At 73.8% G+C, this 18590-nt stretch carries 8 protein-coding genes; 1 reads left to right on the top strand and 7 read right to left on the bottom strand.

The features are described from left to right. Nucleotides 1-139: 139 nt before the first annotated feature. The 4 genes from ACZ51D_RS02520 to ACZ51D_RS02505 form a co-directional block, all read right to left on the bottom strand. On the bottom strand, nt 140-574 hold the full coding sequence (locus ACZ51D_RS02520; protein ID WP_465660913.1) for a lasso peptide biosynthesis B2 protein: 435 nt from the start codon (nt 572-574) through the stop codon (nt 140-142). Further along, nucleotides 571-828, bottom strand: coding sequence for a lasso peptide biosynthesis PqqD family chaperone (locus ACZ51D_RS02515; RefSeq protein WP_465660911.1), 258 nt, complete (start codon nt 826-828; stop codon nt 571-573). Before ACZ51D_RS02515 ends, ACZ51D_RS02520 begins: the two co-directional genes overlap by 4 nt. 109 nt (nt 829-937) lie before the next feature. Continuing rightward, nucleotides 938-2734, bottom strand: a complete 1797-nt coding sequence (locus ACZ51D_RS02510; protein WP_465660909.1) for an asparagine synthase-related protein — start codon at nt 2732-2734, stop codon at nt 938-940. A gap of 53 nt (nt 2735-2787) precedes the next feature. Then, complete coding sequence (locus tag ACZ51D_RS02505; protein WP_465619442.1) at nt 2788-2937, bottom strand: keywimysin-related RiPP; 150 nt, start codon at nt 2935-2937, stop codon at nt 2788-2790. A 445-nt stretch (nt 2938-3382) separates the two neighbouring features. Here ACZ51D_RS02505 and gltX point away from each other — a divergent pair, with 445 nt between their 5' ends. Beyond that, entirely contained in the window at nt 3383-4762 is a 1380-nt protein-coding gene (gene gltX, locus ACZ51D_RS02500; protein WP_465661051.1) for a glutamate--tRNA ligase, read from the top strand. 98 nt (nt 4763-4860) lie between these two features. On the opposite strand, the gene ACZ51D_RS02495 is transcribed toward gltX, so the two are convergent. From ACZ51D_RS02495 to ACZ51D_RS02485, 3 genes are read right to left on the bottom strand one after another with little or no spacing between them, the layout of a single operon-like run. Continuing rightward, nucleotides 4861-6009 (bottom strand): nucleotide disphospho-sugar-binding domain-containing protein, encoded by a 1149-nt coding sequence (locus tag ACZ51D_RS02495; protein ID WP_465619440.1) that lies wholly within the window; start codon nt 6007-6009, stop codon nt 4861-4863. After that, entirely contained in the window at nt 6006-7799 is a 1794-nt protein-coding gene (locus ACZ51D_RS02490) for a condensation domain-containing protein (protein WP_465660908.1), read from the bottom strand. The genes ACZ51D_RS02495 and ACZ51D_RS02490 overlap by 4 nt, the downstream gene beginning before the upstream one ends. Next, complete coding sequence (locus ACZ51D_RS02485) at nt 7796-18355, bottom strand: amino acid adenylation domain-containing protein (protein WP_465660906.1); 10560 nt, start codon at nt 18353-18355, stop codon at nt 7796-7798. Before ACZ51D_RS02485 ends, ACZ51D_RS02490 begins: the two co-directional genes overlap by 4 nt. Nucleotides 18356-18590 lie beyond the last annotated feature (235 nt).

The following is an 18590-nucleotide window of genomic DNA, read 5'->3' as shown; positions in this document are numbered from 1 at the left end:
GCTGACAGGACGTCCGATACGGCCATCCTGCGGACCGTCCCGAGGCCCAGCCAGACAGGCGGTGATCCTGTGACTCCAGCTCACAGGCTCGGCCCGGCACGCGGCTCCGGCGGGTGCGGTGGAACAGCACCGGCGGGGGCTACGCCTGGCCGTCGGGCGTGCCGACGGTGAAGAGGCTGCGGAAGTACGAGGGGTCCACCCCCTCGTCCACCATCCGCCCCTCGGCCTCCACCCAGGCGTGCGCGCCGAACGGCGGCCGGGCCCGGACCCCCACCACCCAGGTGGGCCAGGTGCCGTGGGCCCGGCAGATCAGGACCGTCGCCAGTGAGCGTGGCAGGCAGCCCTCGAAGGCCGCGCAGCGCAGGCTGACCGCGACGACGGCGTTGCGGGCCGCCTCCGCCTCGGCGTAGCTCGCCGGGTGGGCGCCCTTGCCCAGCCGGGTCAGCAGTGCCCGGATCCTGGCCGGCGGCTTGCGGGCGAGCAGCCGGGCCAGGCCCACGGCCACCTTGGCGACGAGTTTCTGGCGGACCGTCAGCTTTGGTCCCGTCCTGGCGGGCACCACCGTGTCGCTCACGCGACCACGACCTTGAGCGCCACCAGCTTGGTGACCAGCCGCTCGACGTCCTGCCGGGCCCGGTCCGATGCGACGTCGAAGGTGGCCGTCAGCCGCTCGGCGGCCTGCGCGACGGTGCCGCCGTCCACCAGCGCCTGGAAGGCCGCGGCGGCGGTCCCGTTGAGCTGGAAGTAGCGGCCGTCCCGGCCGTCCAGCAGCACGATGCCGTACTCGGTGTCGGCGGTGGACACGTCCGGGTGAAGCGTGAAGGTCATGCTGGTCTCTCTCGTCGTGGTCGGGCGCGTTCCGGCGGTCGGGCGCGTTCCGGCGTTCCGGCGGGGCGGAGGGCGGCGGTTCCGGCAGGGCTGGCTGGGCGGAGCGGGCTCAGGCGAGCCGGTCCCTGGCCCAGAGTTCGGTGCTCAGAGCCACGGGCATCCGCCCCGCGTGCGTGGCGCTCGCGTACGGGCGGCGGCACAGTTCGCGCAGCGGGGCCGGGTCGACCAGCCCCAACTCCGCCAGCCGGGAGGTCTGCCAGAGCCGGTCGAGTTCGAGCCGGTGCCGGGCGAAGCCCTCGGCGGCGATCATCGCGCCGTCCGCCTTGGTGCGCCGCTCCAGCACCCGCCGGGGCAGCACGCCGGCCATGGCACTCTTGATCAGCGGCTTGAACTCCCAGGGCGTGACCCGCTCTTCGGGCCGCGCCGCGAGGCAGGCCGCGATCACCCGGTCGTCCAGGAACGGCGAGGAGCCGCTGTACCCCGGCTGGGCGACCACCTGGTGCAGCGACCGGACCAGCAGCCCGGCGTCCTGGATCGCGGCCAGGTCGCTGTGCCGGCCGCGGCTCGGGTCGAGCGGGCGGGCGCGCTCGGCGGCGGCGCGCAGTTCGACGGTGACCAGCTCCGCCGCTTCGGGCGTCAGCCAGTCGGGGAAGGCCGGTCCGCCGCCCCAGTCGAAGACGCGGTTGCGGCGCCGGACCCGGCCCGAGGTGAGCGCGTTCAGCTCGGCCGTGAACCAGGAAGGGTAGGAGCTGCCGTCCAGCAGGGTGCGCAGTGAGGCCCCGAGGTCCAGCCGGCTCAGCTGGCGGATGGTCCGGAGCCGCCGCAGGGCCATCAGCGGATGCCGGCGCAGCAGGTCGTGGTAGTAGGCGAAGTGGCCGGTCAGCGTCTGGTCGCCGCCCAGTCCGTCCAGGTGCAGGGTGGATCCGTGCTCGACGGCGAGCTCCCGCATGGCCCGCAGTCGGGGCGTGCTCAGCAGGGCGACGCTGGGCTCGTCGGTGACTGCCTCGAGGTCGGTCAGGCCCGCGAAGAAGCCCGGCACCTCGTGGCTCCCGAAGACGACGTGCTTGAGGTGGGGCAGTTCGGCGGCAGCGAGCTCGGCCCAGTGGAGGTCGTCGTCGGCCTGGTCGTCGTTGGCCATCGTGAACCCGACGACAGGCGTGTCCTGCGCGGCCAGCGCGAGCAGCGAGGTGGAGTCCAGGCCGCCGGAGAAGTCACCGGTCAGCCGGGTGGTGAGGGCGAGCCGTGCGTCGACGGCGGCGGCCAGTTCCGTGCGCAGCGCCACCGCGGCCTCGGCCAGGGAGAGTTCGGCCTGCGGTGACCGCCACCAGGGGTGCACCGTGGCACCCCGGCCGTCCGCCGGTACCGACAGCCAGCTGCCGGGCGGGACGGTTTCGACGCCCTGCCAGAGCGAGCGTTCGGGCAGCGGGTGGGGCAGGTTCTCCAGCAGGCGCAGCGCGAGTGCGCCCACATCCGGTGTGGGGCCGATCAGTTCGGCCAGCAGGTCGGTCCGGTCGGCGGCGATGGTCAGCCCGTCCAGGCTGCCGTGGCTGATCCGGCGCAGCCCCGAGGCGGTGCCCTGTACCCGCAGTCGCCCGCCCACCGAGGCGATCAGGTGGTAGCTGCCCGACCAGCGCAGTGACAGCTCGTCCAGCTGGGCCGGGTCGGTGATGCGCTCCACCTGGGCGTCCAGGTCGGCCTGGGTGGCGGAGCAGACACCCACGACGGCGAGAACGGTGTCACCCGCCTCGGCCTTCAGGAACTGTCCCGCGCTGATCCGGCCGGCCAGACAGGGCCGGCCGGATCGGTGCGACATGAGCGGCGTGGCATCCGGTGGAAGCCGGTCGGCGGCGGCGACTGCCCTCTGCTGGTCCGGGAGGACCACGAAGTACTGCTCACCAAAATCCACCGAACCGGCTCCCCCTTGACGGATTGGCGCGCCACGTCACTCATGGCGCGGATTTACCAGAAGCTACGCGGGATGGTGGTCACCCACGGTTCGCCGCCGACGAAACCCAAGTAGCCGGTGTCCTCGGCGAAAGAGCCCACCTCGAAGACCTCGGGGGTCTCGTAGGCCTGGAGCTCAGGGGTCTCCACGGAATTGTTGTCCATGACAGTCTCCTCCCTCATGATGCGAAACACGTCCGGGTGGGACAGAACGCTCGGAGAGCGTTCCTTGTTCGCGGGGGTCGGTAGTGCGGCGGCCGAGGTCAGAGCACATGCAGGGCGGCAAATCGACCGATAGCGCCCGATGCTGCTCACCCAAGGACCGGAGCCGACGACAACCGATGTCCAGTCAGCTGGTGCGAAATGCTTTCAGGACCATTTTCACCCCCGTGACGGTCTCCCTGACGCGGATCCGACAGTACCCACGAGATCTTCGGTAGGCAACCGTCAACATGGTGAGTTGACGTCACATCAGGTTCTCGCGGCGGCTCGTCCCGGAGGCCGTGCGGGGGAAATTCGCTCTCGGTGACGGCCCCGCTGCCTCTACCCTGCCTCCATGACCGAGGTATCCCGTCCCGTCCGTGTCCGATTCGCTCCGAGCCCCACCGGCATGTTCCACGTCGGCGGTGCGCGCTCGGCTCTGTACAACTGGGCGACGGCACGACAGCGGGGCGGCACGTTCGTCCTGCGGATCGAGGACACCGACGCCGCCCGCAACAAGCCCGAGTGGACCGCGGGCATCGTCAGCGCGCTCGCCTCGATCGGCATCCACCAGGGCGATCCGGCCTTCGAAGGCCCCTCCTTCCAGTCCGCCGCCGTCGAGCGGCACCGCGCGGCCGCGGAGAAGCTGTACGCCGCCGGGCGGGCCTACTACTGCGACTGCACCCGCGAGCGGCTCGCCGAGCGGACCGGCTCCGCCCAGCTCGGGTACGACGGGTTCTGCCGGGAGCGGGGCCTGGGCTTCGAGGCGGGCCGGGCGCTGCGCTTCCGCACGCCGGACGAGGGCGTCACCGTCGTGGTGGACCTGATCCGCGGGGAGCCGGCCTTCCCGAACTCCGCCCTCGAGGACTTCGTGATCGCCCGCGGCGACGGCAGCCCGGTGTTCCTGCTCGCCAACGTCGTCGACGACCTCGAACAGGGCATCAGCCAGGTCATCCGCGGCGAGGAGCACCTGTCGAACACGCCGAAGCAGCAGCTGCTGTGGGAGGCGCTCGGCGCGACCCCGCCGGTGTGGGCGCACCTGCCCGTGATCGTGAACGAGAAGCGGCAGAAGCTGTCCAAGCGCCGCGACAAGGTGGCCCTGGAGGACTACCTGACGGAGGGCTACCTGCCCGAGGCGATGGTGAACTACCTGATGCTGCTCGGCTGGGGGCCGAAGGACGACGTCGAGATCCGCCCGTACGCCGAGCTGGAGCAGCTGTTCCGGGTGGAGGACGTGAACGCCGCCTCGGCGTACTTCGACGTGGCCAAACTGCGGGCCTTCAACGGCGAGTACCTCCGGGCCATGGGGGTGGCGGAGTTCACTGCGGCGTGCGGGCCGTGGCCGGCCGCGCCGCGGGCGCCATGGCCGGCCGACGCGTTCGACGCGCGGGCCTTCGCCGCGCTCGCCCCGCTCGCGCAGTCCCGGATCGCGGTCCTGGGCGAGATCGTCGAGCAGGTCGACTTCCTGTTCCTGTCCGAGCCCGTCCGCGACGAGCCCTCCTGGGCGAAGGCCATGAAGGACCGGGGGAGTGCCCTCGCCCTGCTGCGCACCGCCCGGGAGCGGCTCGCCGCGGTGGCGGCCTGGGAGGCGGCGGCGCTGAAGGAGGAGCTGGCGGCGGTGGCGGCCGAGCACGGGCTGAAGCTCGGAAAGGCGCAGGCGCCGGTACGGGTGGCGGTGACCGGCCGGACGGTGGGCCTGCCGCTGTTCGAGTCGCTGGAAGTCCTGGGCCGTGAGCGGACATTGGCCCGCCTGGACGCCGCCGTCGAGCGCCTGGCCCGAGGTGCCTGACTCCGACCGCTCGCCGACGTCGCGCGGAAGGGCCCGTCGGTCGGGTCCTTCCGCGCGACGCGCTCGGGCGGTCCGGTGAAGCGCGCCGGTCGAGCCGGTCAGTGCCCGGCGACCAGCTCCTCCAGTCGCGTGACCAGTGCCGCCGGGCTGGGCCGGGAGGCGATCTCGGCCTGCACCTCGCGGGCGGCCTGTCGGTGGTCCGGCGCGTCGAGCAGCCGCAGCAGGCCGTCCTTCACGGCGGTCGCGGTCGCCTCGTGCGGGGCGAGGGCCAGGCCGACGCCCCGGGCCGCGATCACGGCGGCGTTCGCCGGCTGGTCGGCGAGCCGCGGCACGACCAGTTGCGGGACGCCGTGGACCAGCGCGGTCAGCGCGGTGCCGGCTCCGCCGTGGTGGACGATGGCGGCGCAGGTCGGCAGCAGCGTACTGAGCGGCACCCAGCCGGCCACCCGCACGTTGTCCGGCACCGGGCCCAGGGCCGCCGCCTGGTCCTCTCCCATGGCGAGGATGAGTTCGACGTCCAGGCCGCCGCACTCCTGCAGGAACGCGCTGAGCTCGTCGAGCTCGCCGGAGAGCGGCAGCACACTGCCCAGGGTCAGGCAGACCCGCGGCCGGGACGGCGCCGCCAGCGCCCACTCGGGCAGCAGCCGGCTCTCGTTGTAGGGCACGTACCGCATCGACCACTCGGCCGCGTCGTCGTGGCCTCCCATGCTCGGCGGTCGGACGTCGATCGCCGCGGCCGCGGCGGCCGGCTCGTCCAGGCCCAGCTTGGCCCGCGTGGGTTCCAGGTACTGGGCGATGGACCGGCGGTACGTCGTCGCCTGCTCGTCGCTGCCAGCCCAGGCCAGCCGGACGCTCTGCTCCACGTACGGGACGCCGAGCGCGGTGGCCACCAGCGGCCCGGCGCCCTGCTCCAGGGTGGACAGCACGAGGTCGGGCCGGAACTCCTCGGCGACCTTCAGCAGGCCCTCGGCCATCTCCTCGCCGAACAGTCCGAGCCCGCCGCGTCGGGGCCGCGGTTCGCCGGGCGGCGTCATGTTGATCGCGTGGCTGGCCGCCATGAACTCGCCGAACACGTCGCGGCCGGGGCACACGTCGACCGCCGGGAGTCCGGCCGCGACCAGTGTTTCGGCGGCCTGGCCGTTGTTGGCGACCAGGACCTCGTGCCCGGCGGTCCGCAGCGCCCAGGCGAGCGGCACGGTGGGCAGGAAGAGGCCGGAGCCCGGGGCGGCCATGGACAGTACTCTCATTGCAGGTTCCCTTCCGAAGCGTGCGCGTCGTCGACGAGCAGCCGGGGCGTTCCCGGGCTGCTGCCGTCGAGGCGTTCGACGAGGCCGGTCGTGGTGATGAGCAGGGCGGGACGCGCATCGGCGAGCATGAATGCGATGCGTTCGGCCGGATAGCCGGGGTCGATCGGCAGGTAGGCCGCGCCGGTCTTCAGGACGGCGAGCATGGCCACCACCATCTCGGTCGACCGCGGCACCGCCAGGGCGACGATGGCCTCGGGCCCGATGCCCCGGCCGCCGAGGTCGGCCGCCAGTCGGTTCGCCCGGTCGTCCAACTCCCGGTAGGAGGTGGCCTGCTGACCGTAGCGGACGGCGACGCTGTCCGGTGTGGCGGCGGCCTGTGCGGCGAACAGCTCGGCCACCGAGCGGTCCGGCACCGGACGGGCCGTGTCGTTCAGCCCGACGATCAGCCGGTGCCGTTCCTCCGCCGTCAGCACGTCGATGTCGCCGACGGCGGCGTCCGACGCACCGGTGGCGAAGCCGCCGAGCAGGTGGACGAAGCGGTCGGCGACGCGCCGGGCCGCGGCGCCGGTGAGGAGGTCCGGGCGGTAGCCGAAGCAGAGCACGAGGGTCTCGCCCGGGTGGGCGATCAGGCTCAGCGGGTAGTGGATGCTGTTGTGCGCCTCCGTGCCCGTCACGCGCACGCCGGCGACGGAGTCGACGGTCCGGTCCAGCGGGTAGTTCTCGAACACCACGAGCGAGTCGAAGAGGTCACCGTCGATGTCCGACAGGCCCTGGATCTCGGTCAGTCCGAGGTACTGGTGGGCGCCGAGCCGGGACTGCTCCTCCTGGAGCCGCGCGAACAGTCCGCCGAGGGTCTCCCGCGGGTCGATCCGGACCCGCACCGGCACGGTGTTGACCAGCATCCCGACCATGGCCTCGACGTCGCGCAGCTCGGGTGCCCGGCCGGCCACCGTGGTACCGAAGACGACGTCGTCACGGCCCGTCAGACGGGACAGCAGCAGGCCCCAGGTGCCCTGGACCACCGTGTTGACGGTCAGGCCCAGCAGCCGGGCGCGTTCGGCGACGGCCGCGGTCAGGTCCCGGGGCACGGTGACCAGCACCTGCTCGGTCGGCACTGCCGTACGGCTGTCCGCGTTCGGCGCCACCCGGGTGGCCTCCTCCAGGCCGGTCAGCGCCGCGCGCCACGCCGCCCGGGCCTGCGGAGCGTCCTGGTGGGCCCGCCAGGCGAAGAACTCCTGCAGCGGCACGGCGGCCGGCAGCGCCGACGTGCCGCCGCCGGCGCCGTAGACCTCGAAGAGCTCGCGCAGCAGCAGCCCGGTGGACCAGCCGTCCAGCACGGCGTGGTGGTTCGTCAGCACCAGCCGGAACCGGTCGGACCGGCGCCGGATCAGCGTGAACCGCAGCAGCGGGGCCGCGGCCAGGTCGAACCGGCGGGTGCGGGCCTCCCGGGTGATCCGTTCGACCTCGGCCTCCCGGTCGCCGTCGGCGACCGCGGTGAGGTCCGCCTCCTCCCACGGCAGCGGCACCTCCGACTGGACCACCTGCACGGTGTCGCCGGTGGCCCGGCGCCGGAAGCTCGCCCGCAGGGTCGGGTGGCGCCGTACCACGGCCTCCACCGACCGCCGCAGCACGGCGGCGTCGAGCGGTCCTTCCAGGTCCAGCACCACCTGGACGTTGTACAGGGCCGATCCGTCCTCGTCGTACGCCGCGTGGAACACCAGTCCTTCCTGGACGGGCGTCAGCGGTAGGACGGTCTCGATCCTGGGCGTGCGCTTCGTTGCCGTTGTCACAGGTCCCCCTCCAGGGCCAGTTCTTCCTGAAGCTGGTCGATCTCGTCCTGGGAGAGCGAGACCAGTGGCAGGTCGGAGGGGCTCTGGCCCCCCGAGTCGGGCCGCTGGGCATGGTCGACCAGGGCCCGCAGGACGCGGAACCAGGTGGCTCCCAGGTCCTCGACCTCCGCGGCCGTGAACAGCTCAGCCGCCCAGGACCACTCGGCCACGAGCACCGGCTCCGCGCCGTCGTCCTCCCGGACGAGCGTGTTGACCTCCACCGCGTGCGCCAGCGGCAGGCCCGGGTCGGCGCCGCCGGTGAACCCGCCGACCTCGTGCGCCGGCGCCCACGCGCCGGACCCGGCGGGCGTGCCGAACCGGCCGAGGTGGTTGAAGCCGATCTGCGGCACCGGCAGCCCCGCGAGCGCTTGCCGGGTGCGCGGGTTGAGGTGGCGCAGCAGGCCGTAGCCCAGACCGTGGTCGGGGATGGCGGCCAGCTGCTCCTTGACCCGCTTCAGCACCCGTCCGGTCTCGGGCCCGGCCGCCCACAGGTCCGGCCACTCGACGGCGCCCGGGTCCAGCCGGACCGGGTGGACGGTGGTGAACCAGCCCACGGTGCGGGACAGGTCCACGCCGCCGACCGCGTCCTCCTCCCGGCCGTGGCCCTCGACGTCCACCAGCACCGGCGCGGCGGGACGGCCCCGCCGACGGGACCAGTCCTGCACGGCCAGGGCCACCGCGGTGAGCAGGACGTCGTTGACCGTGGCGTGGAAGACGGTGGTCACGTCGGTCAGCAGCGCCTTGGTGGCGTCCGCCGGCAGCGTCAGCTCCACGGTGCGCCGGGAGGCCACCACGTCCCGGGCCGGGTCCGGCGCCCGGCGGCCGAGCGGCGCGTCGGCGCCGTCCAGCATCGCCGTCCACAGGCCGAGTTCCGCCGTCCGCCGGTCGCTGCCGGCCTCCTCGGCGAGCAGCCTCGACCAGCGGCGCAGCGAGGTGCCGACCGGGGCCACCGCGGTGTCGGCGCCGCGCCGCAGCGCGTCGGCGGCCTCCGCCAGGTCGCCGAGCAGGATGCGCCAGGAGACGCCGTCCACCGCGAGGTGGTGCACGGCCAGCAGCAGGTGTCCGGGCGCGGCCGGCCCGGCGTCGAGCCACACGGCCTGCCACACGGTGCCGTGCTCGGGGGCCAGCCGGTCCCAGGCGCGCTCGGCCTGGCGCCGGGCGGCCTCGCGCAGCGCGTCCCCGGTCAGCCCGGCGACGTCGTGGCGGGCGAACCGGTCCGCGAGGTCTTCGCCCGGCTCGGTGATCTCCAGGTCCCAGCGGGTGTCGTCGTCCTTGCGGTGCAGCCGCAGCCGCAGGGCCTCGTGACGGTCCACCACCGACCGCAGCGCCGCCGTGAGCGTCGGCTCGTCGATGCCGGCGGGCAGCCGGACGAACATCGACTGGTTGAACCGGTCGACCGGGCCGCCCAGTTCGCGCAGCCACTCCATCACCGGAGTCGGTGCCAGCGGCCCCGGACCGGCCTCGGTGTCCTCCTCGGCCACCGGGTCGGCCTGCTCGCGCGCCACCCTGGCCAGGTTCGCCGGGGTGCGGTGGTCGAAGACGTCCCGGGGGGTGAACTCCAGGCCCTGGCGCCGGGCCTGGCTCACCAGCTGGATCGAGGTGATGCTGTCCCCGCCGAGCGCGAAGAAGCTCTCGTCGGGCCCGACCAGCGGCACGCCCAGGGTCTGTGCGAAGAGTCCGCACAGCAGTTCCTCGCGCGAGGTCCGCGGGGCCCGGCCGGTGTCCGGGGCGTGCTCGCCCGGGTCGGCCGCCGGCAGGGCGGCCCGGTCCAGCTTTCCGTTGGCGGTGACCGGCAGCCGCTCCAGGAGGACGTAGCCGGCCGGGACCATGTAGCCGGGCAGCTCGCTCGCGGTCCGCTCCGCGAGGTCGGTGACGTCCGGTTCGGCGCCGGGACGCGGGACCACGTAGGCGATCAGCCGGGTGGTGCCCGCCGAGGTGTCGCGGGCCAGCACGACGGCCTGGGCGACGTCCGGATGGCGGGCCACCACCGCCTCGATCTCGCCGAGTTCGATCCGGTGGCCGCGGACCTTCACCTGGGTGTCGGTGCGGCCCAGGTAGTCCAGCGCGCCGTCGGGCAGCCGACGGGCGAGGTCGCCGGTGCGGTACATCCGGCTTCCCGGCGCGCCGTACGGGTCGGCGACGAAGCGGTCGGCGGTCAGCGCGGGCCGGTTGAGGTAGCCGCGCGCGACACCGGTGCCCGCCAGGTACAGCTCGCCGGGCACCCCGGCCGGGACCGGGCGCAGCCAGCGGTCCAGCACGTAGGCCCGGGTGTGCGGCAGCGGGCGGCCGATGGGCGGGGCGAGCACCTGGTCGTCGGCGCACGTCCAGTCGGTGGCGTACACCGTCGCCTCGGTCGGCCCGTAGAGGTTGACGATCTCCGTACCGGGCAGCGACTGCCGGATCCGCCGCACCAGGGGCTCGGGCAGGGCCTCACCCGCCAGGACGAGCCGCCGGGCCGCGAAGGTCGGCGACGGGTCGGCGAGCAGCGCGGCCAGCGCCGACGGGACGCCGCTGATGAGCGAGCCCTGCCAGGGCCGTTCGGCCAGTTCCAGCAGATCGCGGACGATCTCCAGCTGCCCGCCGGCGGCCAGCGGGGCGAACAGCTCGAACACCGAGACGTCGAAGGAGAGCGAGGTGGCGGCCAGGACCCGCTGCAATCCCTCGCCGCCGAAGCGCTCCACCGCCCAGCCCACCAGCGCGTTCATGGCCGCGCGCGACACGGCGACGGCCTTGGGGCGGCCGGTGGACCCGGAGGTGTAGATGACGTAGGCGAGCGAACCGTCGGGCGCGGACGGGAGGGCGCCGGACGGGACGGCCGCGTCGCCGGGCGTGCCGGGGTCGTCCAGCGCGAGCCGCGCCAGTCGGTCCGCCGGCGGCAGCCCCGGCACCTCCTCGCCGCTGGTGAGCACCAGCACCGGCGCGGCGTCTTGGACCATGAACGCGGTCCGCTCGGCCGGGTGCCGGTGGTCCAGCGGCAGGTAGCCGGCGCCGGTCCTGAGCACGGCCAGCAGCGCGACCATCAGTTCGGCCGAGCGCGGCACCGCCACCGCGACCAGGTCCTCCGGTCCGATGCCGCGGGCCCGCAGGTGCCGGGCCAGCCGGTCGGCCCGCTCGTCGAGCTCGCGGTAGGTCAGCGTTTCGGCCGCGCCGACCACCGCGATGCGGCCGGGTTCCCGCGCCGCCCAGTCCCGTACGGCCTCGGCCACGGCGACCGGGGCCGCCGGGCGGCCGGTGTCGTTCCACTCCTCGGTGAGCTGCCGTGTCTCGGCCGGCTCCAGGGCCTCGATTCGGTCCGCCCGGGTGTCCGGGCCCGCTTCGGCGATCTCCCGGAGCAGCCGGGTGTAGCGCCGCACGATCTGCTCGGCGTCGGCGGCCGCGAACAGGTCCGGCCGGTACGTGAACTGCAGGTCGAGCGAGGGGCCAGGGGTGGCGATCAGGGCCAGCGGGTAGTGCACGTCGTTGTGCGTGCGGACGGCGCCCACCCGCAGGCCGGTCCGCGCGCCGCGGTTCAGGGCGTCCGGGTCCAGCGGGTAGTTCTCGAACACGGTGAGCGTGTCGAAGAGTTCGCCGTCGACGCCGGTCAGGCGCTGGATCTCGGCGATCCCGAGGTGCTGGTGGGCGGCGAGGCGGGACTGCTCGTCCTGCAGCCTGGCCAGCAGCGCGCCGATCGGCTCGTCGGGGCGCAGCCGCAGCCGCACCGGGACGGTGTTGATGAAGCAGCCGATCATCGTCTCGGTGCCCGGCAGCTCGGGCGGCCGTCCGGAGACGGTGGTGCCGAAGACGATGTCCTCGCTGCCGGTGAGTCGGCTCAGCAGGAGCCCCCAGGCGGCCTGCACGACCGTGTTGAGCGTGACGCCGTACTCCCGGGCCCGCCCGGTCAGCGCGGCGGTGACGGATTCGGGCAGCCGGACGGAGCGGGAGTCGGGCTGGACGGAGGCGTGCACGTCACCGTGCGGAGCCAGCCGGGTCGGCGCGTCGAGTCCGCCGAGCGCCGCCTGCCACGCCTGCTCGGCCGCGGTACGGTCCTGGCCGGCCCGCCAGTCCAGGTAGGTGCGCCAGGAGCCGGCCGGCCGCGCCGGTGCGTCGGCGCCCCGGGTGCCGTAGTGGGCGAACAGCTCCTGCAGCAGCAGGGGCATCGACCAGCCGTCCAGGACGATGTGGTGGTTGGTCACCGCGAGGGTGTGGCGGCCTTCGCCGAGGCGCAGCAGCGTCAGGCGCAGCAGGGGTGCCTCGGCCAGGTCGAAGCGGCGGCTCAGGTCGTCCCGGAGCGCCGCCTCGGCCTGGGCGGCCCGCTGCTCGGGGTCGAGCCCGCTCAGGTCCAGGTACCGCCACGGCACCGGGACCTCGGCCCGGACCACCTGGACCAGGCCGCCGCTCGCCCGGTGCCGTACGCAGGTGCGCAGCACCGGGTGGCAGCGCAGCAGGGCCTCGGCGGCCTCGCGCAGCGTCCCGGGGTCGATCTCGCCGTCCAGGTCGAGGGCGATCTGGACGTGGTAGACGTCCGGCGCGTGGTCGTCGTACACGGCGTGGAAGGCCAGGCCCTCCTGGAGCGGCGTCAGCGGCAGGACGTCCTCGACGTCGGGGCAGACGGCCTCGATCTCGTCGATGTCCTGCTGGTCGAGCCGGGTGAGCGGGAAGTCGGACGGCGTGTGGCCGCCGGCGCCCGGTCGGCGGGCGTGGGTGGCCAGCGCGCGCAGGGCGGTGGACCAGGTGTCGGCAAGGTCGCGGACCTCGTCCTCGGTGAGCAGGTCCGCGGGCCAGGACCACTCGGCGGACAGCCGGGGGCCGTTCTTCCCGTTCTCCCCGTCGTGCCCGTCGTGCCCGTCGTGCCCGTCCTTCCGGCCCTCGCCGTCCTCGCCGTCCTCGTGGACGAGCGCGTTGATCTCCAGCGTGTGGGCGAAGGGCGTGCCGGGGTCGGTGTGTCCGGCCAGTGCGCTGCCGTCGCGCACCGGAGTCCAGGTGCCCCGGCCGCGGGTGGTGAGGGAGCGGCCGAGGTAGTTGAAGAGGACGTCCGGGCTGCCGAGGTCGGCCAGGGCCGTGGCGGCCTGCGGGTTGAGGTGGCGCAGCAGCCCGAAGCCCAGTCCCTTGCCGGGCACCGCCGCCAGCTGCTCCTTGACCGAGCGCAGCGCCGTTCCGACGGCCTGGCCAGTAGCCCAGGTCTCGGCCGGTTCGGTCACGCCGGGGTCGAGGCGCACCGGGAAGAGGCTGGTGAACCATCCGACGGTGCGGGACAGGTCGGCTCCCGGGACGGTCTCCTCCTCGCGGCCGTGCCCCTCCAGGTCGACCAGCACCGGCGCGGTCTCGTGCCCGCGCCGCCGGCGCCAGTCCTGCAGGGCCAGGGCCAGGGCGGCGAGCAGGACGTCGTTCGCGCCGGCGTGGAAGGCGGTGGTCACCTCGGTGAGGAGCGCCGCGGTGGTGTCGGCGTCGACGGAGGACACCAGGGTGCGCCGGGTGGCGAGGACGTCCCGGGTGGGATCGAGCGCGCGTGCGCCGAGCGGGGCGGTGGCGCCGGAGAGCGTCTCCCGCCAGTGGTCGAGCTCGCCGACCACGTCGGCGGTGCCGGCCCGCTCGGCCAGCTGCTGCGACCACTGCCGCAGCGAGGTGCCCACCGGGGCGGGTGCGGGGCGCCCGCCCTCGGCGAGGGCGGCGTAGGCGTCGGCCAGGTCGGGCACCAGGACGCGCCAGGACACCCCGTCCACGGCCAGGTGGTGGACGGCCAGGAACAGCCTGCCGCGGCGGGTCGGGCCGGCGTCGAACCAGACGGCCTGCACCAGGACGCCACGCTCGGGGTCGAGCCGGTCGAGGGCGGCTTCCTCCCAGGTCCGCAGCTCCGCCTCGGTGGGTTCGCCGGTCTGGGTGACGGCCACCCGTTGCAGGCACCCGGCGGCGTCGACGGCGCCGGCCGGCCGTACCGTCAGCGACCACGCGTCGTCGACGTCCCGGTCCAGCCGCAGGCGCAGCGCGTCGTGGTGGTCGAGCACGGTCTGCAGGGCGTCGCCGAGGGTCTCCAGGCGCAGTCCGGCGGGCACGTCGAGACGCATCGACTGGCTGAACCTGCCGACCGGGCCGCCGAGTTCACGCAGCTGGTGGACGATCGGCAGCAGCCGAACGGGACCGACTCCGGTGCCGGGCACCGGGGCCTGGGTGTCCTGGGTACGGGCCACCTCGGCGAGCCGGGCGACCGTCCGGTGTTCGAAGACTTCGCGCGGGGTGAACAGCACTCCGGCGCCGCGCGCGCGGCTGACCAGCTGGATCGCGCCGATGCTGTCGCCGCCGTGGTCGAAGAAGCTGTCGTCGGCACCGATGCCGGGCAGGCCCAGGACCTCGGCGAACAGCCGGCTCAGCAGTTCCTCGCGCGGACCCCGGGCCGGTCGGCTGCCGCCGGTGGCGCGGAACTCCGGTGCGGGCAGGGCGCGTCGGTCCAGCTTCCCGTTGGCCGTGGTGGGCAGCGCGTCGAGCACCATGACGGCGGCCGGGACCATGTAGTCGGGCAGGTTCTCCCGCAGGTGCTCGCGCAGGGCGGCGGCGAGCCGGCCGGCCTCGCGGCCGACCGCGGGGTTGTTGGTCAGGGCCGGCGGCGCCGCCGCGGCCGGGAGGAAGACGTCGGTCAGGGCCGCGGTGGCGGCGTCCGTCCGGGAGCTCAGGAAGAGCACGTCGAGTTCGCCGTCGGAGCCCTCGCCGGACCAGGTGACCACCGTGCGGTAGCCGAGGTCTTCGCCGAGCGCGTGGAAGGCCTCGGGCAGCGGGCCGGCCGGGACGTCGCCGTCCACCGCCTGCCGGACGTCCGCCATCGGCGCCCCGGCGAACAGCTGCCGGGTGGCGGAGACCTCGGGCGCCAGGCAGGCGTTGGGCACGCCGGTGATCCGCAGCCGGGCAGGCGCGTCGGTGGCGAGCCGGTGCCGCAGCGCGGTCAGGTCGGCGACCTCGGTGCCCCAGTCCGCGTCCGGCACGTCGAGCAGCGAGACGGGCCGGTGCTCCGAGCGCTTGTGCAGGACCACGTCGTAGCGGTAGCGGCTCAGTTCGGTGTCGTAGTCGCCGCGCTTGACCCGGATGTCGACGCCGGCGAGGTCGTCGGTCTCCTGCTGGAGCGCGGTGAAGAACCGCGGGTCGACCAGGAGTTCGTTCTCCTGCCGGGTCCGCTGTTCCACGGCCCGGCGCACGGCCTGCGGGTCCGCGTCCGCCGGGCTGTGCGCGAGTTGCACACCGGTGGCGAGGTACTGACGGAGCCTCAGATCGCGGACGTCTCCGAGGAACACGGCGCCGCCGGGGCGCAGCAGGCCGAGCGCTCCGCGCAGGACGGTCCCGAGGTACTCCGCGGTGGGGAAGTACTGCGCCACGGAGTTGATGACCACGGTGTCGAAGAAGTCCTCGGGCAGCCCGGCCGGGTCGTCGGCCGGCTGGGTGCGCAGCTCCACCCGCCCGGCCAGGTCCGGCCGGGTGTCGAGGTGCCGGCGCAGCGCGGCGATCGCCGCGGGGGAGAAGTCGGTCGCCCAGTACCGCTCGGTGTCCGGCGCGAGCCGGGCGAGCAGCAGGCCGCTGCCGACGCCGATCTCCAGTACCCGGCGGGGCCGGAGGGCGCGGATCGCCTCCACCGTCCGGTCGCGCCACTGCCGCATGTCCTCCAGCGGCAGCGGGCGGTCGGTGTAGCTGCTGTCCCAGCCGGCGAACTCCTCGCCGAAGGCGGCCTCGGACTGCGCGCCGTACATCGACTGGTACAGCTGCTGCCACTGGTCGACGTGCTCGCCGTGGGTCCGCTCCTGCACGGAGGCGAGGCGGTTGCGCTCGGGCACCACGTAGCCGACGAGGTACTTTCCGGACGAGCGGTCGTCGCGGGCCACCACCACCGCCTCGCCGACCTCGGGGTGCTCGCCGAGGACCGAGGCGATCTCGCCGGGTTCGATCCGCACGCCCCGGATCTTCACCTGGTCGTCGGTCCGGCCCAGGTAGGCCAGCTGCCCGTCGGCGTCCCACCGGGCGAGGTCGCCGGTGCGGTACATCCGCTCACCGGGCCGGCCGAACGGGCAGGCCACGAAGCGCTCCGCGGTGACGGTGGGCCGGCCGAGGTAGCCGCGCGCGAGGCCGGTGCCGGCCAGGTAGAGCTCGCCGGGCACGCCGTCGGGCACCGGCTCCAGGGCCTGGTTCAGCACGTACACCCGGGTGTTGGCGATCGGGAGTCCGATCGGCGGGGCGCCGGTGCGTGCCGGGTCGCACTGCCAGGACGTCACGTCGATGGACGCCTCGGTCGGTCCGTACAGGTTGTGCAGCTCGCAGTCGAGGACGGCGAAGAACCGGTCGGCGAGTTCGGCGGGCAGCGCTTCACCGCTGCAGATCACCCGGCGCAGGCCGGTGCACCGGGCGGTCTCGGGCTCGGCCAGGAAGGCCTGGAGCATGGCGGGGACGAAGTGGACGGTGGTGACCTGCTGTTCGCGGATCACCGCGGCGAGGTAGCCCGGGTCGCGGTGCAGCCCGGGGTCGGCCATCACCAGGGTCGCGCCGCTCACCAGGGGCCAGAAGAACTCCCAGACGGAGACGTCGAATCCGCAGGACGTCTTCTGCAGCACCCGGTCCTGCGCGGTCAGCCGGTAGCGGTCCTGCATCCACTGCAGCCGGTTCGCCAGGCCGGCGTGGGTGTTGACCGCTCCCTTGGGCCGGCCGGTCGAGCCGGAGGTGTAGATGACGTAGGAGGGCGAGTCCGGCGTGAGCGGGCGCGGGCGGTCGGCCTGGGTGACGTCCCGGCCGGGCGCCGCTTCCAGGGCCGTCGCCGGCTCGGCGTCGTCGAGCAGCAGCTGCGGGGTGGCCGTGGCATGGGGCAGCCGGGGCACGGTGTCCTGCGTGGTGATCAGCAGCGCCGGCCGGGCGTCGTCGAGCATGTACGCGATGCGGTCGGTCGGGTAGTCCGGGTCGACCGGCAGGAACGCGGCACCGGACTTGACCACGGCCAGCAGGGCGGTGACCAGGTCCACGGACCGCGGCACCGCGAGCGCGACGACGTCCTCCGGGCCGAGGCCGCGGGCGAGCAGCAGCGCCGCGAGCCGGTTCGCCCGCTCGTTCAGCTCCCGGTACGAGAGGCCGTGCGGCCCGTGCACCACGGCCGGGGCGTCCGGGGTGGCCGCCACTCGGGCCTGGAACAGGTCGACGACCGTCTCGGGGCCGGTCGGCCGCCCGGTGTCGTTGCGGCCGACGAGTAGCCGTTCCAGGTCGTCGGTCCGGAAGACGTCGAGCTCGTGGCACGGGGTGTCCGGGTCCGCCTCGGCCATCTGTTCCAGCAGTCGCAGCAGGCCCTGGCCGTGCACCCGCAGATCGGCGCGGCGGTAGAGCTCGGTGTTGCCGTCGACGTCGATCCGTCCGCTTCCCCGCCGGACGTCTCCGTAGAACACGAAGGCCAGGTCGTCGACCGGTCCGTTGGTCAGGTTGTGGATCGTCGTCGCGCATCCGGCGAGATCCACGTCCTGGTCGAAGAACTGCAGGTTGACGTGCGGCCCGACCAGCGGGCTGCTTTCCTCTCCCGCGCCGAGGTCGTTGCGCAGATCCTCATATCGGTAGCGCTGGTGCCGAAGGCCGAGCAGCATTTCCGCGGAGACGTTCTGCAGCAATCCGGACAGCGGCAGCTCCGGTCCCGCCATAACGCGCAGCGGCACCACGTTGGACATCATTCCGGGAATACCGCGTATGGCCTTGCCGAACCGGGCGGTAACGGGCAGCCCGAGCACGACGTCCGTTTCACCGGTGAGTCGTGCGGTGTAACGGGCGGCGGCCGCGGCGTAAACGGCCGCAGGTGTCACGCCGCAACGCTGCGCCAGTTTGCCGAGTGCCTCGCTCAGCTCGCTCTCGATTTCCACCGTCTCGCGGGTCCGGCCGCCCTGACGATTCGGCTCGGCCTGTCCGAAGGTCGCCGGCGCCGGGCTGTCCGCCAGTTTCTCCATCCAGTACGCACGGTCCGTGTGGAATGCCGCGGACTCGCGATAGGCACGATCCGAGCGCAACATCTCCCCGAAATGGCCAAGGCCGTTCACATCGGCCCGGCCGGTCGCCAGCGCGGTGTACCGGGAGGCGGCTTCCCGTACGAACAATGCGCCGGAGAAGCCGTCGATGGCCACGTGGTGGGCCCGCAGGTACCACAGGTGACGGTCCTCGCCGATCCGCAGCAGCGCGAAGGAGTACATCCGGCCGCTGTCCGGGGCGAGCGGCACGGCGAGCTCGTCCTCCATCCAGGCCATCGCCGCCCGGTGCGGCTGCTCCTGGTCGCGCAGGTCCAGGCAGGGCATGACGAGTTCGGCCGAGTCGTCGACCACCTGCACCGGCTCCGGGCCGGACGCCACGATGCGGGCCCGCAGGGTCGGGGTGTCGGCGAAGGTCCCGCGGGCCGCCCGCACCAGCAGGTCGACGTCGAGCGGGCCGACGATGTCGGCGTACAGCGCGACGCTGTAGTCGAGGCCGTCCCGCGCGAAACGCTGGGCCAGCCATATTCCGGTCTGCGCGGAAGTAAGAGCGAATTCTTGACGCGCTGTTGCGGGCATGCAGAGTCCTTCGCAAAGCTGTTGGCGGTTGCAGTCAACTCACGAACAGGCGAGGTCCCGAGGATTGGATGGCGGTACCGCGTTGCGGCGGGCGCGCGCGTCCGGCTGTTTCCTTCGGGATCTCCGCGAGTTCCAGCGAAGCTTCAGCGCGAAGGCCCGGCGCGGTCCCAGCATCGACAAAACTGCACGATCACGTGCACATCCCCCGTCCCCCGTGTCTCGTGCCGTGCGTCCC

The sequence above is a fragment of the Kitasatospora sp. NPDC033851 genome, from assembly GCF_055576085.1.
The sequence above is the reverse complement of the archived record's forward strand: the minus strand, read 5'-3'. Positions and strand labels throughout refer to the sequence as shown.